Genomic DNA, 25,741 nt, shown 5'->3' with positions numbered 1-25,741 from the left:
GGCATAGTCGGGCGGGGTAGGTCCTATACCACTCCCGACCCTGCCGTGCGAACAACTTCTGCTATTCGGCGCAAACTGCTGAAAGCAGACGGTCGTTGGGGTTACTGTCAGTTTCGTGTTCGCTGCAGAACGTCGCCAATTGATCCTCGAAATGGTGCGCGCGAACGGGGCCGTATCGCTCCGTGAGCTCGCCCGCGTCGTCCAGACCTCAGAAGTGACCGTACGGCGGGACGTGCGCGCACTGGAGGCAGAAGGACTCCTCGACCGCCGGCATGGCGGTGCGGTATTGCCGGGCGGGTTCACGCGGGAGTCCGGCTTTCCGCAGAAGTCACATCTCGCGACCGCCGAGAAGACGGCCATCGCCGATCTCGCCGCGGGTCTCGTCGAAGAGGGCGAGGCCATCGTGGTCGGGGCGGGTACCACCACCCAGGAACTCGCGCGCCGGCTGGCGCGGGTGCCCGGACTCACCGTCGTCACCAATTCGCTGCTGGTGGCGCAGGCGTTGGCCCATGCCAACCGTGTCGAGGTCGTGATGACCGGCGGCACCCTGCGCGGCTCCAACTACGCCCTGGTCGGCTCCGGAGCGGAGCAGTCCCTGCAGGGGCTGCGGGTGTCGAAGGCCTTCCTGTCGGGCAGTGGCCTGACGGCCGAGCGGGGGCTGTCCACCTCCAACATGCTGTCGGCGTCCGTCGACCGGGCGCTGGTGCAGGCCGCCGCGGAGGTGGTCGTCCTCGCCGACCACACCAAGCTCGGTACGGACACGATGTTCCAGACCGTGCCGACGGACGTCATCACCCGCCTGGTCACCGACGAGCCGCCGGCTCATGACGACCGTGCCGGCACGGAGCTCCAGGCCCTCGCCGATCAGGGGGTGCAGATCGCTGTGGCCGGAGCGTCGGGGAACCCGGGGGGTGATCAGGTCCCGGCGCGCCAGCAACAGCATCAACAGCGTCGGGACGTATCCCTTCCGGGGCCGCGGCGGGGCCAGGTGCCCGGGTCGGGGCTGCGGTCGGCCTCGATGCTGAACGGGGAGCAGCCGACCGGGTCCGAGCGGGGGCGGGTCGCCGACATGCGGCGGCGGTGAGCGCCCGGCGTCCGGGCGCCGGGCCGGTCCCGTCACCGCGCGAGTGCGGGACCGCCGTGGCTGGTCGCGCTTACGCGGCGGAGCCGCACATCGGGACAGCCCCGTACTCCTAGGGCTGCTCCGGCTTGAGTCCCTTCAGGGTCAGGGTCAGCAAGCGGTTCACCAGGTCAGGATCTTCCGGTGACTCCTCCACTGCCAGGGCGATGGCGTGGATGAGTTGTAGCAGGTCGGCGATCTGTACGTCGGCCCGTACCGCTCCCGCCTCCTGAGCGCGGGTCAGCAGGGCCGCGCCGGCCTCCCGCATCGGAGTGCCGCAGCGGGCCAGGTCCGAGGCCGCTGAGGCCGACAGCAGGGCCCTCGACAGGCCCCGGTACGCCGCCGCGTGCACGACCACCTCGTGCAGCCAGGTCAGCAGGGCCCGGCACGGTTCGGGAGCCGACCGCAACTCTCCGGCCCTGGACAGCAGTTCGTCCACCGCGTCCTCGAAGACCGCGCCCATCAGGGCGTGCCGGTTCGGGAAGTGGCGGTACAGGGTGCCGATGCCCACGCCCGCCCGGCGGGCCACGTCCTCCAGCGAGGCGTCGGTGCCGTGCTCGGCGAAGACGGCACGGGCCTCGGCGAGCAGCCGGTCGTAGTTGCGGCGGGCGTCGGCGCGCATGGGCCGTTCCAGAAAGTCCGGTGCCCGGCGAACGGGCGGGTGCCGTTCGCCGGGCGATGCGGGTCGGGGCGTCGTCAGTCCTTGATCTCGCAGATCACGGCGCCGGAGGTGAGGGAAGCGCCGACCTCGGCGGCGAGGCCCTTGATGGTGCCCGCCTTGTGGGCGTTCAGTGGCTGCTCCATCTTCATGGCCTCCAGGACGACGACCAGGTCGCCCTCCTTGACCTCCTGGCCCTCCTCGACCGCGATCTTGACGATCGTGCCCTGCATCGGCGAGGCGAGGGTGTCACCGGAGGCGACCGGGCCGGACTTCTTGGCGGCCCGGCGCTTCGGCTTGGCGCCCGCGGCGAGGCCGGTACGGGCCAGACTCATGCCCAGGGACGACGGGAGGGAGACCTCGAGACGCTTGCCGCCGACCTCGACGATGACCGTCTCACGGCCGGCCTCCTCCTCCGCCTCGGCGTCGGCGGGCGCGGCGAAGGGCTTGATCTCGTTGACGAACTCGGTCTCGATCCAGCGGGTGTGGACGGTGAACGGGTCCGTGGAGCCGGTGAGCTCCGGGGCGAACGCCGGGTCCCGGACCACGACGCGGTGGAAGGGGATGGCGGTGGCCATGCCCTCGACCTGGAACTCGTCCAGGGCGCGGGCGGCCCGCTGCAGGGCCTCCGCGCGGGTGCGGCCGGTGACGATCAGCTTGGCCAGCAGGGAGTCCCAGGCGGGGCCGATGACCGAGCCGGCCTCCACGCCCGCGTCCAGGCGGACACCGGGGCCGGACGGCGCGTCGAAGGCGGTGACCGAACCGGGCGCGGGCAGGAAGTTGCGGCCCGGGTCCTCGCCGTTGATCCGGAACTCGAACGAATGTCCGCGCAGCTCCGGGTCGCCGTAGCCGAGTTCCTCGCCGTCGGCGATCCGGAACATCTCGCGCACCAGGTCGATGCCGGCGACCTCCTCGGTCACCGGGTGCTCGACCTGGAGGCGGGTGTTGACCTCCAGGAAGGAGATCGTGCCGTCCTGGCCGACCAGGAACTCGCAGGTGCCGGCGCCCTCGTAGGCGGCCTCCTTGAGGATGGCCTTGGAGGCGCGGTACAGCTCGGCGACCTGGGCGTCGGACAGGAAGGGCGCCGGCGCCTCCTCCACCAGCTTCTGGTGGCGGCGCTGGAGCGAGCAGTCACGCGTGGACACGACGACCACGTTTCCGTGCTTGTCGGCCAGGCACTGCGTCTCCACATGCCGCGGCCGGTCCAGGTAGCGCTCCACGAAGCACTCTCCGCGCCCGAAGGCGGCCACCGCCTCACGGACGGCGGAGTCGTACAGCTCCGGGACCTCTTCGAGGGTCCGGGCGACCTTCAGGCCGCGTCCGCCGCCGCCGAACGCGGCCTTGATGGCGATCGGCAGGCCGTGCTCCTCCGCGAAGGCCACGACCTCGTCGGCACCCGAGACCGGGTCCGGGGTGCCGGCGACCAGCGGGGCGCCGGCGCGCTGGGCGATGTGCCGGGCGGCGACCTTGTCGCCGAGGTCGCGGATGGCCTGCGGCGGCGGACCGATCCAGGTCAGACCCGCGTCCAGGACCGCCTGGGCGAACTCCGCGTTCTCGGAGAGGAACCCGTAGCCCGGATGGACGGCGTCGGCCCCCGCCTCGCGTGCCGCGTTCAGGACCTTGTCGATGTCCAGGTAACTGGTGGCCGGGGTGTCACCGCCCAGGGCGAACGCCTCATCCGCGGCGCGGACATGCAGAGCGTCCCGGTCCGGATCCGCGTAGACGGCCACGCTCGCGATCCCTGCGTCCCGGCAGGCCCGGGCCACGCGGACAGCGATTTCGCCACGGTTGGCGATGAGCACCTTGCGCACGATTGAGGCTCCCTCCTTGAAACAAGCCGAGTTTAGGGAAGGCCGACACGGCACTTCGACCCGTCCCCAATGGTGAGCTTGCCCACACGGAGCGTGATGCGAGGCTCGCCGGACCCGCGAAAGCCCTTGTCGCACCGAGGTACGCAGGACTCCTTCGGAAAACCCTAGCCCCGCGATGTGCTCAAGGTCTCTGTGAGAGCGTGCCGCGCCCCACAGTGTTTCTTTGTTGAGTCCCTACGAATGGCCCAACGAATCTTTGCCGACGCCCGGCCCCTTGTCCCCGGGTTTACCCGTTAGTAGCGTTCGCGATGTCTTGAACGTACTTCAAGTAACAGCGGCTCCCGGCGGGTCGTGAGCGAAAGTGGGTGGGGCCGGTGGTGCGCCGACCGGTGGCTTTGGTCGTGGCGGTCGTACTCCTCGGGGAGGCACTCGGCATCGCCGCGTTCAACTGGTTCATGGGAGTGGTGGTCGACCGTCAGGACATGTCCCTGGCCGGGCTCGACCCCGACAACATGTCGATGACGGCGAAGATCGGCGCCGTGGTCTTCGGCCTCTACTTCGCCCTGTGCGCCCTGGTGGCCCTGCTGGTGGCGATACGCAACCGGGCGCCCGCCGGCCTCGGCCGCATCCTGCTGATCAGCGCGGCGGTCGTACACGGCCTGCTGGGCGCCGTGGCGTGGGGCCTGATCGGCTGGACCGCGTTCGTGTCCATGGTGGTCGTCCTCGCCCTCATCGTGCTGCTGTTGATGACGTACGACCGCGCGGAGGGCGCCGACGCCGGCGCGGTCGCCGGCGGGGGCGCGGACGGCTCCGGTCCGGCGGACGGTGAGCCGGAACCGGAACCGAGGAAGGACACGCCGGCCGCCGGGCCGGTCACTCCGCCGGCGCCCACAACTCCGTGATGCCGATGCCCAGCTCCCCGAGCAGCCGGCGCACCAGGGGCAGGCTGATGCCGATCACGTTGCCGTGGTCGCCCTCGATGCCGTCGATGAACGGCGCGCTGCGCCCGTCCAGGGTGAACGCGCCCGCCACGTAGAGGGGTTCGCCGGAGGCGACGTACGCGGCGACCTCCGCGTCGGAGGGCTCGCCGAACCGGACGACGGTGGAGGCCGTCGCCGACACGTGCCGGTTGCCCGCCGTGTCCCACACGCAGTGCCCGGTCTGCAGCGTGCCGGCCCGGCCGCGCATCGACTTCCAGCGGGCGGTGGCCTCCTCGGCGTCGGCCGGCTTGCCGAGCGCCCGGCCGTCGAGGTCCAGCACCGAGTCGCAGCCGATCACGATCGCGCCCTGCACGTCGGGGCGGGCGGCGACGACGGAGGCCTTGGCCTCCGCGAGGGCGAGGGCCAGCTCGGCCGGAGTGGGGGCGGTGACGGCGTCCTCGTCTACGCCGCTGACGATCACCTCGGGGGTGAGACCCGCCTGCTGCAGCAGATTCAGCCGGGCGGGGGACTGGGAGGCGAGGACGAGTCTGCGCATGGCGTCAGCCTAGTGGCTGCCTATCTCACGCCCAGCACGATCATCAGCAGCAGCATGACCACCGCCAGGAAGACGCCGAGCCGCCGGAGGGCGTTCTGCACGTCCTGCAGATCCTTCGGCGGCTCGTCTTCGGGGTCCGACCAGAGCATCTCTCCAGGGTGGGGCCTCGCGGGCGCCGGCGCCTGAGTAGGGGTACTCACATCGGAGCCCGGACTCGCAGTTGCGTGTGCCCGCGCGGCGGGGCCGCACATCGATGCGGCCCCGTCCCCCGAGGTGTCGTTCTCAGCCCGGCCAGTACGTGCGGGTCCACGCGGTCGGGCCCGGCTGGGGGAGCCGCTGCCGGGCGATGCGGGACGGGTCGGACCAGGCGGCCCGTCCCGTCGGGGCACCGGACGGGGTGGCCGCCAGGGCCGCCGCCCGCGCCCTGACCACCGCCAGCGCGGCGGCCAGTTCCTCCGGGGTCGGGTTGCCCCGTATGACCTTGATCGTCACAGCGGCTCCTTAGAGGGGGATATTGCCGTGCTTCTTCGGCGGCAGGGACTCGCGCTTGGTGCGCAGCTGGCGCAGGCCCCGTACGACATGACGGCGGGTGTCCGAAGGCATGATCACCGCGTCGACGTAGCCGCGTTCGGCGGCGATGTAGGGGTTCAGGAGGTGGTCCTCGTACTCCTGGATCAGGTGGGCGCGCACCGCCTCGACGTCCGCGCCGCCCGCCTCGGCCTCGGCGATGGTGCGGCGGTGCAGGATGTTGACGGCGCCCTGGGCGCCCATGACGGCGATCTGGGCGGTCGGCCAGGCGAGGTTGATGTCGGCACCCAGGTGCTTGGAGCCCATCACGTCGTAGGCGCCACCGAAGGCCTTGCGGGTGATGACGGTGATCAGCGGGACCGTCGCCTCGGCGTAGGCGTAGATCAGCTTGGCGCCGCGGCGGATGATGCCGTCGTGCTCCTGCCCGACGCCGGGCAGGAAGCCGGGCACGTCGACGAAGGTGATGACCGGGACGTTGAAGGCGTCGCAGGTGCGGACGAAGCGGGCCGCCTTCTCGCTCGCCTTGATGTCCAGGCAGCCGGCGAACTGCATCGGCTGGTTGGCGACGATGCCGACCGGGTGGCCCTCGACCCGGCCGAAGCCGGTGACGATGTTCGGCGCGAAGAGCGCCTGCGTCTCGAAGAACTCACTGTCGTCGAGAACGTGTTCGATCACCGTGTGGATGTCGTACGGCTGGTTCGCGCTGTCCGGGACCAGGGTGTCCAGCTCGCGGTCCTCGTCGGTGACCGACAGGTCGGCCTCCTCGGGGAAGACCGGGGCCTCGGAGAGGTTGTTGGACGGCAGGTACGACAGCAGCTGCTTGATGTACTCGATGGCGTCCTTCTCGTCGCCGGCCATGTGGTGGGCCACGCCGGAGACCGAGTTGTGGGTGCGGGCGCCGCCCAGCTCCTCGAAGCCGACGTCCTCGCCGGTGACGGTCTTGATGACGTCAGGACCGGTGATGAACATGTGGGACGTCTGGTCGACCATGACCGTGAAGTCGGTGATGGCCGGGGAGTAGACGGCACCGCCGGCGCAGGGCCCCACGACGAGACTGATCTGCGGGATCACCCCGCTCGCGTGCGTGTTGCGGCGGAAGATCTCGCCGTACGCGCCGAGGGAGGCGACCCCCTCCTGGATCCGGGCGCCGCCGGAGTCGTTGATGCCGATGACCGGGCAGCCGGTCTTCAGCGCGAAGTCCATCACCTTGACGATCTTCTGCCCGTAGACCTCGCCGAGGGCGCCGCCGAAGACCGTGAAGTCCTGGGAGAAGACGGCGATCGGGCGGCCGTCCACCGTGCCGTATCCGGTGACGACGCCGTCGCCGTAGGGGCGGTTCTTCTCCAGGCCGAAGTTGGTGGAGCGGTGGCGGGTGAACTCGTCCAGCTCCACGAAGGAGCCCTCGTCGAGGAGCAGCTGGATCCGCTCACGGGCCGTCAACTTGCCCTTGGCGTGCTGCTTTTCGACGGCGCGCTCCGAACCGGCGTGTGTCGCTTCATGGACACGGCGCTGGAGATCCGCGAGCTTCCCCGCGGTCGTGTGAATGTCGATCTCTTCCGGCTCGGACATCGGGATGCGGCTCCCTGCCTGCTCAAAAGGGGGGACGGTTACTCATCCGTAGCGTAGTGGGACGCCTACCAAACGGCAGTGCGGCGTACAACACACCTAGGGTGGCTTGCATGACGCCGCGAGATGCAGCAGACGAGAACAACAATCGCTGGTCCGACCTGGACCGTCCACCGCTCGGCGGCGCGGGACTGCGCCGGGCCCTGGTGAAGGACGGCGGGCACGGCGGGCTCTTCCGTGACGTCGAGGTCGTGCAGCGCACCGGCTCCACCAACTCGGATCTCGTGGCGCGGTTCCTCGCGGGAGACGCGGACGAGGGCGCTGTTCTCGTCGCCGAGGAGCAGACGTCCGGGCGGGGCCGCCTGGACCGCCGGTGGACGGCGCCGGCGCGCTCGGGCCTGTTCTTCTCGGTGCTGCTGAAGCCGGCCGGGGTACCGGTGGCCCGCTGGGGCTGGCTGCCGCTGCTGACCGGGGTGGCGGTGGCGACGGGGCTGGCGCGGGTGGCCGGTGTCGATCTGGCGCTGAAGTGGCCGAACGACCTCCTGGTCACCGTCGGCGGCGAGGAGCGCAAGGCCGGCGGCATCCTGGCGGAGCGGGCCGGGGAGGACGCCGTCGTGGTCGGCGTCGGCATCAACGTCACGCTCCGCGCGGACGAGCTGCCGGTGCCGCAGGCCGGGTCGCTGGCGCTGGCCGGCGCGGTGACCACGGACCGCGATCCGCTGCTGCGGGCCGTGCTGAGGTCGCTGGAGGACTGGTACGGGCGCTGGCGCGCGGCGGGCGGCGATCCGGCGGGCAGCGGGCTCCAGGAGACATACGCGGCGGGCTGCGCGACGCTGGGACGGACGGTCCGGGCCGAACTGCCCGGAGACCGATCGCTGGTGGGGGAGGCGGTGGCGATCGACGGCGACGGAAGGCTGGTGATCGCGACGAAGGAGGGAGTCCAGGAGCCGGTGGGGGCGGGCGACATCGTGCACCTGCGGCCGGCGTGAGGCCGGTGCGGGCGGGCCGGAGCGAGGGTGGCGGCGGTGCGCGCCGCCCGCGGCGACGGCGTGCCCCGTGAGGGGCGGCGGGGGTGCCCCGGCCGAGGGCCGGGGGAGGAACCGCGCGATCTCCACCCGCCAGCACCCGGAGCCCCACCCCTCACCACCCCTCACCACCCCGAACCTCCTGACATCGGCCCACCTCACGAAGTGAGCTACCGCACAGCTGCCGTAGAGTTGAGGCCGGTCGATACGTGACCGCGGCAGATCGGAAGGGCAGCAGGCGTGACCGTCGACGACACGGGCTCCGGCGAGGGCGCGGACGCCGCCGACTCCGGCGAGGACCCGCTCGCCCTGCGCCTCGAAGGCCTGATCCTCGGTGCCGAGCGCCGCTACACCCCGTTCCAGGCGGCCCGCAGCGCCGGCGTCTCCATGGAACTGGCGTCGAGGTTCTGGCGGGCCATGGGCTTCGCGGACATCGGGCAGGCCAAGGCGCTCACCGAGGCCGATGTGCTGGCCCTGCGCCGGCTCGCCGGTCTCGTCGAGGCGGGGCTGCTCAGCGAGGCCATGGCGGTGCAGGTGGCCCGGTCGACCGGGCAGACCACCGCCCGTCTGGCGGAGTGGCAGATGGATTCCTTCCTGGAGGGCCTGACCGAGCCCCCCGAGCCGGGCATGACCCGTACCGAGGTCACGTACCCGATCGTCGAGCTGCTCCTGCCCGAGCTGGAGGAGTTCCTGGTCTACGTCTGGCGCCGGCAGCTCGCCGCCTCGGCCGGCCGGGTCGTGCAGTCGGCCGACGACGAGGAGATGGTCGACCGGCGGCTCGCCGTCGGCTTCGCCGACCTCGTCGGGTTCACCCGGCTGACCCGCCGGATGGAGGAGGAGGAGCTCGGCGAACTGGTCGAGGCCTTCGAGACCACCGCCGCCGACCTGGTCGCGGCCCGCGGCGGCCGGCTCATCAAGACCCTCGGCGACGAGGTCCTGTACGCCGCCGACGACGCGGGCACGGCCGCCGACATCGCCCTGCGCCTGGTGGAGACCATGGCGCACGACGAGACGATGCCGGAGCTGCGCGTCGGCATGGCCTTCGGCACCGTGACCACCCGAATGGGCGATGTCTTCGGTACGACCGTGAACCTGGCCTCCCGGCTGACCTCCATAGCCCCCCGGGACGCCGTGCTCGTCGACTCGGCGTTCGCGGAGGAACTGATCCGCTCCGGTGAGGCGCCCGCCTCGGAGGCGGAGGCCGCCGAGGCCGCCGCCACCGCCGAGAAGGAGGGCGAGGAACCGCCGACGTACCGCTTCGCGCTCCAGCCGATGTGGCAGCGCCCGGTACGTGGCCTGGGCGTGGTGGAGCCGTGGCTGCTCACGCGCCGGGAGGCACCGCCGGCCGGCCCGTGACCGCGGCGTGGCCCGTCCGCCGGCCGCGGCCGCCGTCCCGCCCCCACCGCCGTCACCGCTCGTCATCGCTCGTCATCGCTCGCTCCTAGGGGGTGACGCACAGGCCGATGATCGGGACGCAGAGGCCCGGCTCCGCCGGGGCGGAGGGCCGGGGAGCCGGCGTGGGGGTGGCGGAGGGTGCCGGCCGGGGCGGTGTCGGGCTCGGCCGTGGGGTGGTCGACGGGGCCGGCGCGTTGGGGGACTCGGGGATGGTGGTTGCATCCGGACCACCGGGACCACCCGGGGCGGCGGGCCGGGACGCGGGCGGCTGGGGCGCGGGCGCGGAGGGCGCCGTCGGTGTCGTGCTCACCCCGCCCGGTACCGGGGCCGGGGAGGGGAGCACCCGGGGGATGGCGGTGGCGGTGGCGACCATGGCGGCGGCCGGGGTCGACCGGCCCGGCCCGCGGCCCACGTCCAGCCGGGGTTCGGCCTCGGCGGCGCCGGGGCCGCCGGCGCCCGGCTCGACGCTCACCCGGATCAGGCTCAGGGCCCCGGCGGCCAGCGCGATACCGCCCGCGACGAGCAGGACCCTGCGGCGGCGCGGGCGCCGGTGCCGGCCTCGGGTGCGGGGGGCGAAGAGGCGCGCACCGGCCGGGGCGGTGCCGGTGGCCGGTGACGCCGGTACCGGCTGTGCGGCCGTGAGGCCGGTGTCTCGCGCCGGCTGGGTCGACGTCTCGGTCATCACGATTCCTCCCCGATGCGCTCGCGCCCCCGATGCGCCGTGGCGAGCGCACGTTATGCGCTCCCCTGGGTGGTGCGGGGGGACTTGGGTGTGATGTCACTCGAACGGGTTGCCGGGCCTCGCTGCCGGAACCGGCCGGCCGCCCTTTCCTCTTCACGACTCGGCTGCGATGATCGGATCCAGGCTGTTAACCCGCGTTAACCGGAGGACGTGTCGTGAGCGAGGAGCGGTTCGGGGAGTTCGTGCTGGTACGACGGCACGGCCAGGTCGCGGAGCTGGTGCTGGACCGGCCCAGGGCGATGAACGCGGTGTCGGCGGACATGGCCCGCTCGATCGTGGCCGCGTGCGCCGCGCTGGGGGCCGACCGGGACGCCCGGGTGGTGGTGCTGACCTCCTCGCACGAGCGGGCGTTCTGCGTCGGCGCCGACCTCAAGGAGCGCAACTCCATGACCGACGCGGAGCTGGTCCGGGCGCGGCCGCTGTCGCGCGGGGCGTACACCGGCGTGCTGGAACTGCCGATGCCGACGATCGCCGCCGTGCACGGCTACGCGCTCGGCGGGGGCTTCGAGCTGGCGCTGTCCTGCGATGTGATCGTGGCGGACGGCACGGCCGTGGTGGGCCTGCCCGAGGTGTCGGTGGGCGTGATCCCGGGCGGTGGCGGCACGCAGTTGCTGCCCCGCCGGGTCGGCGCGGCCCGCGCGGCCGAGCTGATCTTCTCGGCGCGCCGGGTGGAGGCGCCGGAGGCGCACCGGCTGGGCCTGGTCGACCAGCTGGTGGAGACCGGCCGGGACCGGGAGGCGGCGCTGGCGCTGGCGGCCGGGATGGCGGCGAACTCGCCGGTCGGCCTGCGGGCGGCGAAGCGGGCGCTGCGGCTCGGGCAGGGGCTGGACCTGCGGGCGGGTCTGGAGGTCGAGGACGCGGCCTGGCGCTCGGTGGCCTTCTCGGGGGACCGCGCGGAGGGTGTCGCGGCCTTCAACGAGAAGCGGAGGCCGGACTGGCCGGGGGAGTGAGGCGCACGGCCGCCCCGGGCGCGTCCCGTGCCGGTCCGGGCCGTGGCAACACCTGTTCGCCGCACCCGCGTCCCGGATCCAACAAATCATCCCTAACCTGGAGTAATGGGTGATGACGACCGGCTCGCCGCCGTAGTGGCGCTGGCGCAGGGCATGGCTGCCGCTCACACCCCACGTGAGTGCTGGCACGCCGCCGCGGCCGGTGCCTGCCGGGCCCTGGACGGCAGCTTCGCCGCGCTCTCCGTGTGGGAGCGCGACCTGGGCCGGCTGCGGGTCCTGGTGAACGTCGGGGAGCGCGCCACGGACGAGGAGGAGTTCCCGGACGCGGAGTCCTACCCGGTGCACCAGTTCCCGGAGATCACCGAGTTCCTCCACGAGCGCTGGGCGGGCGGCGGCGGTCCCAACGCCTGGGTGGAGACGGCCGAGGGCCCCGCCGCCGGCCGTCCCGGTTACTCGCACCGGCGGGTCGACGCCCTGCGCCGCAGGGGCCGCGGCTGCTGCCTGGTCGCGCCGATCCTGCTGCACGGCAGGGCCTGGGGCGAGCTGTACGTCGCCCGTCCCGTCCGGGCCGCCGTCTTCGGCGGCGCCGACGCCGACTTCGCCACCGTCCTGGCCTCCGTCGTCGCCGCCGGGATGGCCCAGACCGAGCGTCTCGAGGAGGCTCGCCGGCTGGCGTACACCGACGCGCTCACCGGGCTCGCCAACCGCCGTGCCGTCGACGCGCATCTCGACGAGGCGATCGACCGGCACCGCGCGGACGACACCGTGGTCAGCCTCGTCGTCTGTGACCTCAACGGGCTCAAGCGGGTCAACGACACCCAGGGGCACGCCGTCGGCGACCGCCTCCTCGAACGGTTCGGCTCGGTCCTGTCGCTGTGCGGGGCGATGCTGCCGGGCGCCCTGGCCGCGCGGCTCGGCGGTGACGAGTTCTGTCTGCTGGCGGTCGGGCCGCCGGCCGACGACGTGGTCGAGGCGGCCGGTGAACTCTGCCGCCGGGCGGGGGAGTTGGAGCTGGGGGAGGGGGTCGCGTGCGGGGTGGCCTCGACCGCGGATCCGATCGGGCCGGTGCGCTCGGCCCGCCGTCTGTTCCGGCTCGCCGACGCCGCGCAGTACCGTGCCAAGGCGCTCCGCGCGAAGCGGCCGGTGGTGGCCGGACGGGAGGGGCCGGACGACCCCGTCCTGCGGCTGGCCGACGCGCCCCCGCCGGAACGGGCCGAGCGGCGCAGCTTCCGGGGCCGGCGGTCATGACCGTGGGGCTGTGACGCAGAACCCAACGGAAGTAAGGGGCAACCCGGTACCCCACTAGTGACAGCAGCGGCATTCACTGCGTACGCTCCTGAATATGGATATGCACACTGTGGTGGTGGGGACGTCCGGTGTCACCGCGTCCGACGTCCTCGCCGTGGCGCGTGGCGGCGCCCGCGTCGAACTGTCCGCGGAGGCGGTCGCGGCGCTCGCGGCGGCCCGCGAGATCGTGGACGCGCTGGCGGCCAAGCCGGAACCGGTCTACGGCGTCAGCACCGGCTTCGGCGCCCTCGCGTCCCGGCACATCAGCCCGGAACTGCGGGCCCAGTTGCAGCGCAACATCGTGCGCTCGCACGCGGCGGGCATGGGGCCGCGGGTGGAACGCGAGGTCGTCCGGGCCCTGATGTTCCTGCGGCTGAAGACCGTCTGCTCCGGACACACCGGTGTGCGTCCCGAGGTCGCCCAGACCATGGCCGACGTGCTGAACGCCGGGATCACCCCGGTCGTGCACGAGTACGGCTCCCTCGGCTGCTCCGGCGACCTGGCCCCGCTGTCCCACTGCGCGCTCACGCTGATGGGCGAGGGGGACGCGGAGGGCCCGGACGGCGTCGTGCGCCCCGCCGGCGAGCTGCTCGCCGAGCACGGGATCGCCCCCGTCGAACTGCGCGAGAAGGAGGGGCTCGCACTCCTCAACGGCACCGACGGCATGCTCGGCATGCTGGTGATGGCCCTCGCCGACCTGGACATGCTCTACAAGTCGGCCGATGTGACGGCCGCGTTGAGCCTGGAGGCGCTGCTCGGGACGGACAAGGTCCTCGCCCCCGAGCTGCACGCGATCCGCCCGCACCCCGGCCAGGGCGACAGCGCCGCCAACATGCTCGCCGTGCTCAAGGGCTCCCAGCTCACCGGGCACCATCAGGACGACGCGCCGCGCGTCCAGGACGCGTACTCGGTGCGGTGCGCTCCGCAGGTCGCCGGGGCCGGGCGCGACACGCTCGCGCACGCACGCCTGGTCGCCGGGCGGGAGCTGGCCTCGGCCGTCGACAACCCGGTCGTCCTGCCTGGGGATACCTCCCAGGCTTTCGGCACTGGGGGAGGCCGGGTCGAGTCCAACGGCAACTTCCACGGTGCGCCGGTCGCCTACGTCCTCGACTTCCTCGCCATCGCGGTCGCCGACCTCGGGTCCATCGCCGAGCGGCGGACCGACCGGTTGCTGGACAAGAACCGCAGCCACGGGCTGCCGCCGTTCCTGGCGGACGACGCGGGCGTCGACTCGGGACTGATGATCGCCCAGTACACGCAGGCGGCCCTGGTGAGCGAGCTGAAGCGGCTGGCCGTTCCGGCGTCGGCCGACTCGATCCCGTCCTCCGCGATGCAGGAGGACCACGTCTCCATGGGCTGGTCGGCGGCGCGCAAACTGCGGACGGCCGTCGGCAACCTGGCCCGGATCATCGCTGTCGAGCTGTACGCGGCGACCCGGGCGATCGAGTTGCGCGAGGGGCTGACGGCGGCGCCGGCCTCCCTGGCCGTGATCGAGGCGGCGCGCTCCGCGGGGGTGCGGGGCCCCGGCCCCGACCGGTACCTGGCTCCCGACCTCGCCGCGGCGGAGGAGTTCGTGCGGGGCGGGGCGCTGGTGGCGGCGGCCGAGAAGGTGACCGGCCCGCTGCGGTAGCCGGGTGCGGCTGCGGGCGCGAGGGGGCCGGTCGCGCAGGTCCTCCCCCAGCCTTCGGCCAGGGGTGCCCCCAGCGCCCCTGGGTTCCTCGTCGCGGCCCTTGTGGAAGGGCCGCGACGAGTCGCGCTCACTTCAGCTTCGCCGACTGGGCCTTGATGACCGGGGCCGGGACCGTATAGGTCTTGCCGGACATCATCGCGCCGATGTTCATCGTGAAGTACGTGGCGAGCGTGTTGCCGTGGCGGACCACCTCCGCGTGCAGGGGCCCCGTGTCGCCGTCCATGTCCGTGACCGCGGTGAACGCCACCGACTCGTCGCCGGTGCCCGAGGGCTTGGCCGCGGTGAGCTTCGTGACCTTCTGCTCGTCACCGGCGGAGCCGCCCGTGAAGCCGGTAGCACAGTCCTTGACCGCCGCCGAGAGCGCCTTGAGGGCCTGCTGCGCGCCGTCCCCGTCGTAGGACGACAGGTCGAGGGAGGTGATGTCCAGGTTCAGCGAGTCCTTCAGCGCGCTCTCGAACTTGCCGTCGGCCATGTCGTCGAGGGAGGTCGCGTCGTCGGTCGGGTCCTTCCTGTCCTCCCGGACCGTGCGGCCGATCTCCGTGGCAGCGTCGGCCGGGGCGAGGCCGGCGAGGACGTAGGCCAGCGGGCGGCACTTCTCGTCGCTCGCCTTGATCCTGCTCCGGGTCGGCGCGGCCGAGCCGACCGCGTTGACCTTGTACCCGTCCACCTCGTCCTGCGCGAGGATCCGCTGCTTCAACTCCGCGGCGTTCAGCGCCTTCACGGTGGACGCGGAGTCCTTGGCGGCGGCCGGATCCGTGGAACTCCCGTCGGAGCAGCCCGTGATGAGGGCGAGGGACAGTGCGCCGCCGGCGGCGAGGGTGCACATCCGCACGCCCGATGATCTCTTCATGAGAGGACTGTGAGTGTCCGGTCAAGGAGAGGTCAAATCATTTAGAACTCCAGCCGTTCCCGGCGGACCGAATACACCACGAACCCGGCGCCGACGGCGAGGAAGAGGGTGCCGCCGACGACGTACGGCGTGGTGTCCGGGCTTCCGGTGTCGGCGAGCCGGGTGGCGTCCCCGGTCGCCTCGGAGGTGGCCTCGGACAGCGCCCTGGCCTGCTGGGTGACCCGCGTCGCCGTACTCTCCGACGTGCCGGTTCTCGCCGGGGTGTCCTGCGACGCGTGGGCGGACGGGACGAACCACAGCGCGCACAGCAGGGTGCCTGCGGCGGTGGCGGTCAGCAACGGGCGGCGAGCGGATGACACGGAATATCGATCCCCTTGTGGCGCTGGCGAATTGGCCGTGTGAGGTGATGTTAGTGAAAATCGCGGGTCACGGGAAAGTCACAGGAGGTTTCGGCCTTACGCTCCCGGCATGAGCACTCCAGAGACATCACGTTTTGTGCGACTTCGGGTGGAGCTGGTCCTCGAGGTCGAGGACGCCGACGAGGTCACCAAGGTCGCGCTGCAGCGGATCGCCGAGGACCCCGAGCTGCCCGGCGAGGAGCGTGCCCACGCCGAGGCCGCTGTGACGGAAGACACCGCCGAGGCCCTCGCCTATCTCGTCGACCCGTTCGACCTGGTCAGCGAGGTGCCCGGAGTCGAACTCCAGCAGGCCTCCTGGTCCAGCGAGGAGGTCGCCTACGATCCGGATTCGCCGGAGTGGGACCTCGACGAGGATGATGGCGGCGACGACGAAGAGGACGGCATCGGCTGAGCGTTCCGGGGAACCAGTGACCCCGGACGGCAACCGCCGTCCGGGGTTTCGCCGTCTCGGACAGAGCACGGACCGACCCCTGCCGCACCGGCCGCCCCGTCGGACGTGGTGTGCCCCACACCTGGCGGAAATGTGGAACGGGACGAAGCGGCCGTAGCGTTGAAGGTTCTTGAGGGGGACTCTCGGTGTGTTCGCGGACTCGGCAACGATGGAGAAGCGTGTGATGACGGACAGTAAGCGGCGCAAGGGCCTGGTGGCCGCGTCCGCACTGCTCGGCGGTGTGCTGGTGCTCACGGCGTGTTCCGGCAGCGACGACAAGGCGTCCGGCAGCGGTGAGAGCTCGCAGGCCCAGTCGGACCAGGCGGCGGCGAAGAAGTCGTCCCAGGCCGACATCACGATCACACCCAAGGACGGCTCCGGCAACGCGTCCATCAACAACTCCGCCGCCGTCACCGTCAGCAAGGGCACGCTCACCAGCGTGACCATGACCACCGCCGACGGCACCGCGGTCACCGGCGCCCTGTCCGCCGACAAGACGACCTGGAAGCCCTCCGCCCAGCTGGAGCGGTCCACCACCTACAAGGTCGCCGCCGAGGCCAAGGACTCCGCGGGTCTGGTCGCCCACGAGAACGCCTCCTTCACCACGGTCTCGCCCGCCAACAGCTTCATAGGCACCTTCACGCCGGAGGACGGCTCGACCGTCGGCGTGGGCATGCCCGTGTCGATCAACTTCGACAAGCAGATCACCGACAAGGCGGCCGTCCAGAAGGGCGTCACGGTCACCTCCAGCAGCGGCCAGGAGGTCGCCTGCCACTGGTTCTCCACCCAGCGCATGGACTGCCGTCCCGAGGACTACTGGAAGGAGAACTCCACCGTCACGCTGAAACTGGCGCTCGACGGTGTGCAGGGCGCCTCCGGTGTCTACGGCGTCCAGCAGAAGACGGTCACCTTCCACATCGGCCGCAACCAGGTCTCCTACGTCGACGCCAAGACCAAGGAGATGAAGGTCACCCAGGACGGCAAGACGGTCAAGACCATCCCGATCTCGGCGGGTTCGCCCGACAACAAGACGTACAACGGCGTCATGGTGATGTCCGAGAAGTTCAAGGAGACGCGCATGAACGGCGCGACCGTGGGCTTCACCGACAGCGACGGCAAGGGCGAGTACGACATCAAGGACGTGCCGCACGCCATCCGCCTCACCAGCTCCGGCACCTTCCTGCACGGCAACTACTGGGGCGCCAAGTCCATCTTCGGCGCCGTGAACACCAGTCACGGCTGCGTCGGCCTCTCCGACACCAAGGGCGCCAACGACACCAGCACGCCGGCCTACTGGATGTACAGCCACTCGATCGTCGGTGACGTGGTGGTCATCTCCAACACCGGAGACAAGACCGTGGCCCCCGACAACGGCCTCAACGGCTGGAACATGGACTGGGCCGCCTGGAAGGCCGGTTCGGCCGTCTGACGCACAGTCCGCCCACAGCACACCGATGCCGCCCCCAGGGGCGGCATCGGCGTTTCCGGGCCCGGCACAGCCTTCTCATGCTTCTCTTATTTCGGCCTTATCGAGCCATCACGGTGCCTCCCTACGGTGCGGTCATGTTCTTCACCTACCTGAGGCGCGAACTGCGCCGCCGCAGAAAGGCGGCTCTCGTCGTCGCCTCCGGGCTCGCGCTGGGCATCGCACTGGTCATCGTGGTCAACTCCGTGTCCAACGGCATGGGGAAGGCGCAGGACAAGGTCCTCCAGTCGCTGTACGGCCTGGGTACGGACATGACCGTCACCAAGGCCGCGTCGGCCTCCACGAGCGCCTCCCAGCGCCCCCGCTTCAACTTCGACGCGCAGAACAACGGCTCGTCGGACACGCAGAGCAGCGACCGTGTGATCGTGCAGGGCTTCACCACCCTCCCCTCCACCACCGTCACCGAGGTCGGCGACCAGAAGGGCGTCGCGACCGCGGTCGGCGGGCTGAACCTCAACGTGGTCAAGATCAGCGGCCAGTTCACGCGGGGTCAGTTCCAGCAGAACCAGGGGTCCGGCGGCAACGGCGGCGGGTTCCCGGGCGGCGGCGGCAGCGGGCCGCCGCAGGGCGAGGTCCGCGGTGGAGGCGCCAACTTCGACGTCAACTCGTACACGGTCTACGGCACCGACGTCACCCAGACCGGGATCGGCCCGCTGACCTCGTCGAAGATCACCAGCGGCCGTACCTTCAAGGCGACCGAGACCGACGCCAAGGTGCTGGTCGCCGACTCGGCGTACGCCAAGGAGAAGAAGTACAAGGTCGGTTCGACCGTCACCATCAACAAGGTCAAGTACACGATCGTCGGGATAGCGACGGCCGACAGCGGTGACGCGGCGGCCAACCTGTACATGCCGCTGAAGCAGGCGCAGACGCTGGCCGGCGAGAAGAACAAGGTCACCACGATCTACGTCAAGGCGACCGACTCCAAGCAGATCTCGACCGTCAAGTCGACCATCCAGAAGAACGTCACGGGTACGACGGTCACCACCTCCGCCGACCTCGCGGACACCGTCTCCGGCTCCCTCTCCACGGCGTCCTCGCTCGCCACCAACGTCGGCAAGTGGCTGTCCGTCGCGGTGCTCGTGGCCGCGTTCCTGGTGGCCGGCCTGCTGACCTCCTCGGCGGTCTCCCGCCGGGTCCGCGAGTTCGGCACGCTGAAGGCCCTTGGCTGGAAGTCCCGCCGGGTCACCGGGCAGGTCATCGGTGAGGCCATGGTCAACGGCCTGGTCGGCGGCGCGCTCGGCATCGCGCTCGGTCTCGCCGGCGCGTACGTCGTCACCGAGATCAGTCCGACCCTGGACGCCTCCCTCGGCGGCGGCGGTGGCGGCAACGCGGGCGGCAGAGGCGGTTTCGGCGGCGGCGGTTTCGGCGGCGGTCCCGGCCGGCCAACCGCGAAGACCCTGGAGGTCGCCCTCACGGCGCCGGTCAGCGTGACCACGATCGCGGTGGCGGTCGGGCTGGCGGTGGCCGGCGGCCTGATCGCGGGCGCGTTCGGCGGCTGGCGGGCGTCCCGGCTCCGGCCCGCGGACGCGCTGCGGCGCGTCGAGTAGCGGTCCGCACGCGGCGCCGGGGGCGGTCACCGGCTCAGGGGCGCGGGGCCCCAAGCCGATGTGCGGCTCCGCCGCGCGGGCGTGATCAGCCCCCACCGGCCCGCGGCCGACGACAGAACCGCCCCACCCCGAACCCTCTCAGGAGTCACACCATGTACGAACTCAGAAGCGTCACCAAGCTCTACTCCCGGGGCAAGGACACCGTCCGCGCCCTCGACGGCATCGATCTCACCATCGCGGACGGCGACCGCCTGGTCATCCAGGGCCCCACCGGCGGCGGCAAGTCCACCCTCCTCCAGATGATCGGCGCCCTGGACCGTCCGACCTCCGGCGAGGTCGTCCTGGACGGCACCGACCTGGCCAAGCTCTCCGAGACCAAGCTGACCCGGGTCCGCAGCGAGAACATCGGTTTCGTGTTCCAGTCGTTCAACCTGATCCCGACGCTCACCGCCCAGGAGAACGTCGAGACCGCCCTCGTCCCGCTCGGCGTCAAGGCCAAGGACCGCCGGGAGCGGGCCGCCGAGGCACTGACCTCCGTCGGTCTCGGCGAGCGTCTCGGGCACCTGCCCTCGGAGATGTCCGGCGGCCAGCAGCAGCGCGTCGCCATCGCCCGGGCCCTGGTCAAGCAGCCCAAGGTGCTGCTCGCCGACGAGCCCACCGGCAACCTCGACGAGAGCATGCGCGACGAGATCATGGAGGTGCTGGAGCGCATGTGGAAGGAGCACGGGCTGACGTTCATCATGGTCACCCACGACTCCGCGATCGCGAAGAAGGCCCCGCGCCTGGCGACCATCCGCAAGGGCAGGATCACCGTCAAGGAGAACGCGGGCGCGTGAGGTGCGTCACGGGGGGACCGTGTCTAGCACTGAACTCCCGCGCACAACCGCGCAGTTGGGTAACAGTGTCCGCCCGGGCGCGTAACACTTCTCCGGTCCTTCTCCTGCCGGTCTCTCATCTATTGAGCCCACTGATCACCCCCCGGCATACTCCGTGTTCCGGGGGGTTGACGTATACGCGTACGAGACTGCCCCCGACCGGGTGAACGGGGAATTCGCCCGGTACACCGTCTCCCAGGGGGAGTCTTGCGCAGACAAGTGAAGAGGGCTGCCGCGGCCTCGGTGGCCACGGCAGCGGCCGTCGCCCTCGCCGCGGGCATGACCAGCCCGGCGTCGGCGAAGCCGGAACAGCGCGCCACCGCCCCAGCCGAGGCCGCCTCGTCGGTCGCCGGCCGGCACCACGTCACCCTGATCACCGGTGACCGGGTCGCCCTCGACGCCAAGGGCCGGGTCGTCGGCCTGGAACGGGCCAAGGGGCGCGAGCACATACCCTTCCGGATCCGCAAGGCCGACGGGCACACCCTCGTCGTCCCCGGTGACGCCGTCCGGCTGGTCGCCTCCGGCAAGCTGGACCGGCGGCTCTTCGACGTCACCGAGTTGGACAAGGCCGCGACCCGCAAGGCGCAGCGCAACGGCCTGAAGGTCATCGTCGGGTACCGGGGCGCCGCCGGCGCCGCCAAGGCCGACGTCCGTGACGCGGGTACCCTGCGGCACAGTCTCAGGACGCTCGACGCCGATGCCGTGCAGACCCCGGTCAAGGATGCGCCGCGGCTGTGGGACGCGGTCACCGACGGGGACCGGGCCGCGTCCGGCATCGCGCACGTCTGGCTCGACGGCGTTCGCAAGGCCAGCCTCGACAGGTCCGTGCCGCAGATCGGTGCCCCCAAGGCGTGGGCGGCCGGATACAACGGCAAGGGCGTCAAGATCGCCGTCCTGGACACCGGTGTGGACACGACCCACCCGGACCTCAAGGACCAGGTGATCGAATCCAGGAACTTCACCACGGCCGCCGACGCCTCGGACCACTTCGGCCACGGCACGCACGTCGCGTCCATCGCGGCGGGCACCGGCGCCAAGTCGCACGGCAAGTACACCGGTGTCGCACCCGGCGCGAAGATCCTCAACGGCAAGGTCCTGGACGACACCGGCTCCGGCGACGACTCCGGCATCCTGGCCGGCATGGAGTGGGCGGCGGCCCAGGGCGCCGATGTCGTCAACCTCAGCCTGGGCGGCTACGACACCCCCGAGATCGACCCGCTCGAAGCCGAGGTCAACAAGCTCTCGAACGAGAAGGGCATCCTGTTCGCGATCGCCGCGGGCAACGAGGGCCCGGAGTCCGTCGGTTCGCCGGGCAGCGCGGACGCCGCCCTGACCGTCGGCGCGGTCGACGGCAACGACAGGCTCGCCGACTTCTCCTCCACCGGCCCCAGCGCCGAGGGCACCATCAAGCCGGACGTCACCGCGCCCGGCGTCGACATCACCGCGGCCGCGGCCAAGGGCAGTCTCATCGACCAGGAGGTCGGCGAGAACCCGCCCGGTTACCTGACCATCTCGGGTACGTCGATGGCGACCCCGCATGTCGCCGGCGCCGCCGCGATCCTGAAGCAGGAGCATCCCGACTGGGGCTACCAGCAGCTGAAGGCCGTGCTGACCGGCTCCGCCAAGGGCGGCCCGTACACGCCGTTCGAGCAGGGCACGGGCCGGATCCAGGTCGACAAGGCCATCAGGCAGACCGTGATCGCCGAGACGACGTCGGTGAACTTCGGGGTGCAGCAGTGGCCGCACACCGACGACACCCCGGTCACCAAGCAGCTCACCTACCGCAACCTCGGCACCAAGGACGTCACCCTCAGCCTCTCGGCGAGCGGCACCGGCCCCGGGGGCGCGGCGGCCCCGGCCGGCTTCTTCACGCTGGGCGCGGCCAAGGTGACGGTCCCGGCGGGCGGCACGGCCGCCGTCGACGTCACCGCCGACACCAGGCTGGGTGGCACCCTCGACGGCGCCTACTCGGCGTACGTCACGGCGGCCGGCGACGGCCAGAGCGTCCGTACGGCGGCCGCGGTGCAGCGTGAGGTCCAGTCGTACAGCGTCACCGTCAAGCACGTCGGGCGCGACGGAAACCCGAGCGGTGTCTACAGCACCGACCTGGTGGGCTACTCGGGCCTCGGCCAGGGCCGCGACCTCGTCGTCCCGGTCGACAGCTCCGGCACCGCCACGATCCGGGTGGCGAAGGGCACCTACCTGCTCGACGCCCTGATCGCGAAGGACTTCACCACCCTCGACGGCGGTGTCGACTGGCTGGTGCAGCCGAAGGTCAGCGTCACCAGGGACCTCACGCTCACCGTCGACGCCCGTACCACCAAGGCGCCGGACATCACCGTGCCGGACGCACAGGCGAAGCCGGGCTTCGCGACGGTCTCCTACGTGTACGACCCGGCGGGCGCCGGGTTCGGGGTCGGCTCCGACAGCTTCGACAAGATCCGGATCGCGCCGCTGGGCGGCGAGGTCGCGAGCGGTCTGACCCAGACCTGGAGCGGTCAGTTCACCAAGGGCGACCACGAGGAGTACGACGTCGCCACCAGCGCACGGGTCAAGAAGGTGCAGGGCGACAAGGTCCGGCACTTCAAGACCGGCGAGTTCGCCACGGTCAAGAACAGCCTCGGCGCCGCCGCCTCCGGCAAGACCGGCTCGCTCGGCGCGTGGGGCATCGTCGGCGAGGACTCGGCGATGACCGTCTTCTCGGAGCAGAAGCTGCCGAGCACCCGGACCGTCCACCTCTCCACCGTGGACGGAGCGCTGTGGGGCTTCGACTTCGCCCAGGTCAGCGGCCATGACGCCGAGGGCCTGCCGATCGCCGACGCCTTCTACTCGATCGACCCGCAGCAGTACAAGGCGGGCAAGAGCTACCAGAACACCTTCAACAGGGCGATCTTCGGCCCGCATCTGACCAGCCAGTACGGTCTCTACCGCGACGGCAACCAGATCTTCGGCGTCGTCCCGCTGTTCTCCGACAGCGCCAAGCATGCCGGGTCCTCCGACTTCCTGTCGGTGAACACCACCCTGTACCGCAACGGCACCAAGGTGGGCTCGAACAAGGACCCGCTGTTCGGTGACGGCGTCTTCACCGTGCCGTCCGCCGACGCCGAGTACCGGCTGACCACCTCGGTCATCCGCTCGGTCAAGGTCGCCGCCGCCTCCACGCGGATCGACGCGAGCTGGACCTTCCGCTCGAAGAAGCCGTCGGCGGCCGGCCCGCCGGCCAAGCTGCCCGCGTCCACCGTCCACTTCGGTGCCAACACGGGATCGGACAGCCGCGTCGAGGCGGGCAAGAAGGTCACCTTCCCGGTCACCGTCGAGGGCGCGGCCGCCGGCCGCAACCTGAAGTCCCTCTCGGTCTACGTGTCGTACGACTACGGCAAGACCTGGAAGAAGCTCACGGTCAGCCACGGGAAGATCACCGTCAGGAACCCGGCCAAGGGCAAGGCCGTCTCGTTCCATGCCAAGATCGCCGACAAGAAGGGCAACAAGTCGACGATCTCGATCTACAACGCGTACTACGCCAGGTGAGCCGTAGCCGCTGAGAGCGAGCGGCCCGCCGGAAGCGCGGCTTCCGGCGGGCCGTTCCCTTTGTCCGCGGCGGGGCGGTCAGCCCAGGTCGGGGGCGGAGGCCACCCGGGTCGCGTCCGTGCCCCAGCTGGCCAGCAGCCGCAGCGCCTGTGCCGACGCCGAGCCCGGCTCCGCGTGGTACGTGACCAGGGACTGGTCGGGGTCGCCCGGCATCCGGAACGACTCGTAGCTGAGGGAGAGCTCGCCCACCAGAGGGTGGTGCAGCCGCTTCAGCCCGTGGCTCTTCTCCTTGACGTCGTGCGTCGCCCACAGCCGGCGGAACTCCTCGCTCTTGACCGAGAGCTCGCCGACCAGCGCGGACAGCCGGGTGTCGTCGGGAAAGCAGCCCGCGTCCATGCGCAGCAGACACACGATGTCGATCGCCTTCTGCTCCCACTCGACGAAGAGATCGCGGTACTCGGGCCGCAGGAACACCAGTCGCGCCCAGTTGCGCTCCGCGACCGGCAGCTCCGACCAGTCACCGAAGACCGCGGCCGCCATCCCGTTCCAGGCCAGGATGTCCGAGCGGCGCCCCCCGATGTACGCGGGCACGCCGTCCATCGCCTCCAGCAGCTGCCCCAGCGCCGGGCGTACCTGCTGGGGCCGTGCCGCCCCCTTCTTCTTGTGCTGCTTGCCCTTGGCCAGGTGCATGAGGTGCGCGTGCTCGGCGTCGGTGAGCCGCAGCGCCCGGGCGATCGCGTCCAGCACCTCCGCCGACACGTTCCGCCCGTTGCCCTGTTCCAGGCGCGTGTAGTACGCCACCGACACCCCGGCCAGCTGGGCCAGTTCCTCGCGCCGCAGCCCCGGCACCCTGCGGTGCCGCCCGAAGTCCGGCAGCCCCACGTCGCCGGGGAGCAGCCGGGCCCGCCGGGTGCGCAGGAACTCGCTGAGCTCGGCACGCCGGTCCAGGGGCGAGGAGGCGGGGGAGGTCGGGGACTGCTCTTCCATACGTCCAGTATTCACGGTCGTACGCCCACGAACCTGACCCCGCCAGTGGTAGGCACGCCAGACGTACGCAGAGGCGGGGTCTGGGTGGCGGACGTAGCGTGGAGGAGTCTGGATGCGTGCCCGGGAAAGGCGACCGGGTACGACCACACCCTAGGAGAACCCCCCTCATGACCACTGTTGCTGCTTACGCCGCGCCCGCCGCGAAGGCCCCGCTGGAGCGGACCACGATCGAGCGGCGCGCGGTCGGTGAATTCGACGTCCTCATCGACATCGAGTTCGCCGGTATCTGTCACTCCGACATCCACCAGGCCCGCGAGGGCTGGGGTACGGCGATCTTCCCGATGGTGCCCGGTCACGAGATCGCGGGCGTCGTCGCCGAGGTCGGCCCGGGTGTCACCCGGTACGCGGTGGGGGACCGGGTGGGCGTCGGCTGCATGGTCGACTCCTGCCGTGAGTGCGACAACTGCAAGGCCGGTCTCCAGCAGTACTGCACCGGCGGCGGCCCGACCTGGACGTACAACGCCGTCGGCAAGGACGGGCAGCCGACCTACGGCGGCTACTCGCAGAAGATCGTCGTCGACGAGAACTACGTCGTCCGCATCCCCGACGGCCTCCCCCTCGACGTCGCCGCCCCGCTGCTGTGCGCCGGCATCACCACGTACTCCCCCCTCAAGCACTGGAACGCGGGTCCCGGCAAGAAGGTCGCGGTCGTCGGCCTCGGCGGGCTGGGACACATGGGCGTCAAGATCGCCGCAGCCCTCGGCGCGGAGGTCACCGTCCTGTCCCAGTCGCTGCGCAAGAAGGACGACGGCCTGAAGCTGGGCGCCACCGACTACCGGGCGACCAGCGACCCGAAGACCTTCGAGGAGCTCGAGGGCACGTTCGACATCATCCTCAACACGGTGTCGGCGCCGCTCGACTTCGACGCCTACCTGTCGCTGCTGCGCACCGACGGCGCGATGGTGAACGTCGGTATCCCGGAGGAGCCGGTGCACATCCTGCTCTCCTCCGTCTTCGGCAACCGCCGCGTCCTGACCAGCTCCGGCATCGGCGGCATCCAGGAGACCCAGGAGATGCTGGACTTCTGCGCCGAGCACCAGCTGGGCGCCGAGATCGAACTGATCAACGCGGACCAGGTCAACGAGGCGTACGAGCGGGTCGTCAACAGCGACGTCCGCTACCGTTTCGTGATCGACACGGCGACCATCTGAACCAGACAGGGGCCGCCGGCCAGGGAGGCGAGCGCACCCACCGGCATCTCCAGCGGAGGCACCAGGGTGCGCGCCCCCCGGCCGGCGGCCAGGACCGCCATCGACCGCCAGGGTGAGCCGCACCTTGAATCGGGCCGGGAGTACGTTGGACAGGAGG

23 protein-coding genes are annotated in these 25,741 nt (G+C 71.3%); 13 read left to right on the top strand and 10 right to left on the bottom strand.

Annotated elements, in window-relative coordinates; all coding sequences use genetic code 11:
- The first annotated feature begins 151 nt into the window (after window positions 1-151).
- Complete coding sequence (locus ACFXI4_RS28545; protein WP_384996287.1) at window positions 152-1,084, top strand: DeoR/GlpR family DNA-binding transcription regulator; 933 nt, start codon at window positions 152-154, stop codon at window positions 1,082-1,084.
- Window positions 1,085-1,193: 109 nt separating this feature from the next.
- Here the strand turns inward: ACFXI4_RS28545 and ACFXI4_RS28540 are convergent, their stop codons facing one another.
- Both ACFXI4_RS28540 and ACFXI4_RS28535 read right to left on the bottom strand, forming a co-directional pair.
- On the bottom strand, window positions 1,194-1,742 hold the full coding sequence (locus tag ACFXI4_RS28540) for a TetR/AcrR family transcriptional regulator (protein ID WP_384996223.1): 549 nt from the start codon (window positions 1,740-1,742) through the stop codon (window positions 1,194-1,196).
- A 74-nt stretch (window positions 1,743-1,816) separates the two neighbouring features.
- Complete coding sequence (locus tag ACFXI4_RS28535; RefSeq protein ID WP_384996221.1) at window positions 1,817-3,589, bottom strand: acetyl/propionyl/methylcrotonyl-CoA carboxylase subunit alpha; 1,773 nt, start codon at window positions 3,587-3,589, stop codon at window positions 1,817-1,819.
- A 374-nt stretch (window positions 3,590-3,963) separates the two neighbouring features.
- Here ACFXI4_RS28535 and ACFXI4_RS28530 point away from each other — a divergent pair, with 374 nt between their 5' ends.
- A complete protein-coding gene (locus tag ACFXI4_RS28530; RefSeq protein WP_362727229.1) occupies window positions 3,964-4,491 on the top strand; it encodes a hypothetical protein in 528 nt (175 codons plus the stop codon).
- On the opposite strand, the gene ACFXI4_RS28525 is transcribed toward ACFXI4_RS28530, so the two are convergent.
- From ACFXI4_RS28525 to ACFXI4_RS28510, 4 genes are all read right to left on the bottom strand, one after another.
- Window positions 4,463-5,065 (bottom strand): nucleoside triphosphate pyrophosphatase, encoded by a 603-nt coding sequence (locus tag ACFXI4_RS28525; RefSeq protein ID WP_362727231.1) that lies wholly within the window; start codon window positions 5,063-5,065, stop codon window positions 4,463-4,465. The genes ACFXI4_RS28530 and ACFXI4_RS28525 overlap by 29 nt on opposite strands.
- 20 nt (window positions 5,066-5,085) lie before the next feature.
- Window positions 5,086-5,214 carry a morphogenic membrane protein MmpB gene (mmpB, locus tag ACFXI4_RS28520; RefSeq protein ID WP_384996217.1) on the bottom strand — a complete coding sequence of 43 codons (129 nt, stop codon included), beginning with the start codon at window positions 5,212-5,214 and terminating at the stop codon, window positions 5,086-5,088.
- Window positions 5,215-5,347: 133 nt separating this feature from the next.
- A complete protein-coding gene (locus tag ACFXI4_RS28515; RefSeq protein WP_384996215.1) occupies window positions 5,348-5,557 on the bottom strand; it encodes an acyl-CoA carboxylase epsilon subunit in 210 nt (69 codons plus the stop codon).
- A gap of 9 nt (window positions 5,558-5,566) precedes the next feature.
- A complete protein-coding gene (locus tag ACFXI4_RS28510; RefSeq protein WP_384996212.1) occupies window positions 5,567-7,162 on the bottom strand; it encodes an acyl-CoA carboxylase subunit beta in 1,596 nt (531 codons plus the stop codon).
- Between the two features lie 110 nt (window positions 7,163-7,272).
- On the opposite strand from ACFXI4_RS28510, the gene ACFXI4_RS28505 reads away from it, so the two are divergent.
- Entirely contained in the window at window positions 7,273-8,148 is an 876-nt protein-coding gene (locus tag ACFXI4_RS28505) for a biotin--[acetyl-CoA-carboxylase] ligase (RefSeq protein WP_384996210.1), read from the top strand.
- A gap of 276 nt (window positions 8,149-8,424) precedes the next feature.
- On the top strand, window positions 8,425-9,540 hold the full coding sequence (locus ACFXI4_RS28500) for an adenylate/guanylate cyclase domain-containing protein (protein ID WP_384996208.1): 1,116 nt from the start codon (window positions 8,425-8,427) through the stop codon (window positions 9,538-9,540).
- An 85-nt stretch (window positions 9,541-9,625) separates the two neighbouring features.
- Here the strand turns inward: ACFXI4_RS28500 and ACFXI4_RS28495 are convergent, their stop codons facing one another.
- The gene (locus ACFXI4_RS28495) at window positions 9,626-10,261 is read right to left on the bottom strand and encodes a hypothetical protein (RefSeq protein ID WP_384996207.1); all 636 of its coding nucleotides are present in this window, start codon (window positions 10,259-10,261) and stop codon (window positions 9,626-9,628) included.
- Window positions 10,262-10,476: 215 nt separating this feature from the next.
- Between ACFXI4_RS28495 and ACFXI4_RS28490 the strand changes: the two genes are divergently transcribed.
- From ACFXI4_RS28490 to hutH, 3 genes are all read left to right on the top strand, one after another.
- Window positions 10,477-11,271 (top strand): enoyl-CoA hydratase/isomerase family protein, encoded by a 795-nt coding sequence (locus ACFXI4_RS28490; RefSeq protein ID WP_384996205.1) that lies wholly within the window; start codon window positions 10,477-10,479, stop codon window positions 11,269-11,271.
- Between the two features lie 105 nt (window positions 11,272-11,376).
- A complete protein-coding gene (locus tag ACFXI4_RS28485) occupies window positions 11,377-12,519 on the top strand; it encodes a diguanylate cyclase domain-containing protein (RefSeq protein WP_384996202.1) in 1,143 nt (380 codons plus the stop codon).
- A 100-nt stretch (window positions 12,520-12,619) separates the two neighbouring features.
- Window positions 12,620-14,188 carry a histidine ammonia-lyase gene (gene hutH / locus ACFXI4_RS28480; protein ID WP_384996284.1) on the top strand — a complete coding sequence of 523 codons (1,569 nt, stop codon included), beginning with the start codon at window positions 12,620-12,622 and terminating at the stop codon, window positions 14,186-14,188.
- A 127-nt stretch (window positions 14,189-14,315) separates the two neighbouring features.
- Here hutH and ACFXI4_RS28475 read toward each other — a convergent pair whose 3' ends face one another.
- Together ACFXI4_RS28475 and ACFXI4_RS28470 are read right to left on the bottom strand one after the other, a co-directional pair.
- Window positions 14,316-15,098, bottom strand: coding sequence for a hypothetical protein (locus ACFXI4_RS28475; RefSeq protein ID WP_384996200.1), 783 nt, complete (start codon window positions 15,096-15,098; stop codon window positions 14,316-14,318).
- Between the two features lie 41 nt (window positions 15,099-15,139).
- A complete protein-coding gene (locus ACFXI4_RS28470; RefSeq protein ID WP_362727726.1) occupies window positions 15,140-15,457 on the bottom strand; it encodes an LAETG motif-containing sortase-dependent surface protein in 318 nt (105 codons plus the stop codon).
- A 109-nt stretch (window positions 15,458-15,566) separates the two neighbouring features.
- Between ACFXI4_RS28470 and ACFXI4_RS28465 the strand changes: the two genes are divergently transcribed.
- The 5 genes from ACFXI4_RS28465 (at window position 15,567) to ACFXI4_RS28445 (ending at window position 23,386) form a co-directional block, all read left to right on the top strand.
- Entirely contained in the window at window positions 15,567-15,908 is a 342-nt protein-coding gene (locus tag ACFXI4_RS28465; RefSeq protein ID WP_362727724.1) for a hypothetical protein, read from the top strand.
- A 223-nt stretch (window positions 15,909-16,131) separates the two neighbouring features.
- Window positions 16,132-17,376: an Ig-like domain-containing protein gene (locus ACFXI4_RS28460; protein WP_384996195.1), complete on the top strand. Its 1,245-nt coding sequence runs from the start codon at window positions 16,132-16,134 to the stop codon at window positions 17,374-17,376.
- Window positions 17,377-17,510: 134 nt separating this feature from the next.
- On the top strand, window positions 17,511-18,983 hold the full coding sequence (locus ACFXI4_RS28455) for an ABC transporter permease (RefSeq protein ID WP_384996192.1): 1,473 nt from the start codon (window positions 17,511-17,513) through the stop codon (window positions 18,981-18,983).
- A gap of 152 nt (window positions 18,984-19,135) precedes the next feature.
- Window positions 19,136-19,819 (top strand): ABC transporter ATP-binding protein, encoded by a 684-nt coding sequence (locus ACFXI4_RS28450; protein ID WP_384996189.1) that lies wholly within the window; start codon window positions 19,136-19,138, stop codon window positions 19,817-19,819.
- Window positions 19,820-20,077: 258 nt separating this feature from the next.
- The gene (locus tag ACFXI4_RS28445; protein ID WP_384996186.1) at window positions 20,078-23,386 is read left to right on the top strand and encodes a S8 family serine peptidase; all 3,309 of its coding nucleotides are present in this window, start codon (window positions 20,078-20,080) and stop codon (window positions 23,384-23,386) included.
- Between the two features lie 78 nt (window positions 23,387-23,464).
- Here ACFXI4_RS28445 and ACFXI4_RS28440 read toward each other — a convergent pair whose 3' ends face one another.
- A complete protein-coding gene (locus tag ACFXI4_RS28440; protein WP_384996183.1) occupies window positions 23,465-24,373 on the bottom strand; it encodes a helix-turn-helix domain-containing protein in 909 nt (302 codons plus the stop codon).
- Window positions 24,374-24,540: 167 nt separating this feature from the next.
- On the opposite strand from ACFXI4_RS28440, the gene ACFXI4_RS28435 reads away from it, so the two are divergent.
- Window positions 24,541-25,584: an NAD(P)-dependent alcohol dehydrogenase gene (locus ACFXI4_RS28435; RefSeq protein ID WP_384996180.1), complete on the top strand. Its 1,044-nt coding sequence runs from the start codon at window positions 24,541-24,543 to the stop codon at window positions 25,582-25,584.
- Window positions 25,585-25,741: the final 157 nt, after the last annotated feature.

Source organism: Streptomyces sp. NPDC059224, from assembly GCF_042754285.1.
GTDB lineage: Bacteria > Actinomycetota > Actinomycetes > Streptomycetales > Streptomycetaceae > Streptomyces.
Note: the sequence above shows the minus strand (reverse complement) of the source record. Positions and strands in the feature narration are given on the sequence as shown.

Excerpts from the sequence above, each read along its gene's own strand:
- hutH (WP_384996284.1), top strand. The coding sequence starts at position 12,620 with ATGCACACTGTGGTGGTGGGGACGTCCGGTGTCACCGCGTCCGACGTC.
- ACFXI4_RS28485 (WP_384996202.1), top strand. The coding sequence starts at position 11,377 with ATGGGTGATGACGACCGGCTCGCCGCCGTAGTGGCGCTGGCGCAGGGC.
- ACFXI4_RS28450 (WP_384996189.1), top strand. The coding sequence starts at position 19,136 with ATGTACGAACTCAGAAGCGTCACCAAGCTCTACTCCCGGGGCAAGGAC.
- ACFXI4_RS28510 (WP_384996212.1), bottom strand. The coding sequence starts at position 7,162 with ATGTCCGAGCCGGAAGAGATCGACATTCACACGACCGCGGGGAAGCTC.
- mmpB (WP_384996217.1), bottom strand. The coding sequence starts at position 5,214 with ATGCTCTGGTCGGACCCCGAAGACGAGCCGCCGAAGGATCTGCAGGAC.
- ACFXI4_RS28505 (WP_384996210.1), top strand. The coding sequence starts at position 7,273 with ATGACGCCGCGAGATGCAGCAGACGAGAACAACAATCGCTGGTCCGAC.
- ACFXI4_RS28545 (WP_384996287.1), top strand. The coding sequence starts at position 152 with ATGGTGCGCGCGAACGGGGCCGTATCGCTCCGTGAGCTCGCCCGCGTC.
- ACFXI4_RS28455 (WP_384996192.1), top strand. The coding sequence starts at position 17,511 with ATGTTCTTCACCTACCTGAGGCGCGAACTGCGCCGCCGCAGAAAGGCG.
- ACFXI4_RS28465 (WP_362727724.1), top strand. The coding sequence starts at position 15,567 with ATGAGCACTCCAGAGACATCACGTTTTGTGCGACTTCGGGTGGAGCTG.
- ACFXI4_RS28440 (WP_384996183.1), bottom strand. The coding sequence starts at position 24,373 with ATGGAAGAGCAGTCCCCGACCTCCCCCGCCTCCTCGCCCCTGGACCGG.
- ACFXI4_RS28475 (WP_384996200.1), bottom strand. The coding sequence starts at position 15,098 with ATGAAGAGATCATCGGGCGTGCGGATGTGCACCCTCGCCGCCGGCGGC.
- ACFXI4_RS28525 (WP_362727231.1), bottom strand. The coding sequence starts at position 5,065 with ATGCGCAGACTCGTCCTCGCCTCCCAGTCCCCCGCCCGGCTGAATCTG.
- ACFXI4_RS28460 (WP_384996195.1), top strand. The coding sequence starts at position 16,132 with ATGACGGACAGTAAGCGGCGCAAGGGCCTGGTGGCCGCGTCCGCACTG.
- ACFXI4_RS28435 (WP_384996180.1), top strand. The coding sequence starts at position 24,541 with ATGACCACTGTTGCTGCTTACGCCGCGCCCGCCGCGAAGGCCCCGCTG.
- ACFXI4_RS28540 (WP_384996223.1), bottom strand. The coding sequence starts at position 1,742 with ATGCGCGCCGACGCCCGCCGCAACTACGACCGGCTGCTCGCCGAGGCC.
- ACFXI4_RS28495 (WP_384996207.1), bottom strand. The coding sequence starts at position 10,261 with ATGACCGAGACGTCGACCCAGCCGGCGCGAGACACCGGCCTCACGGCC.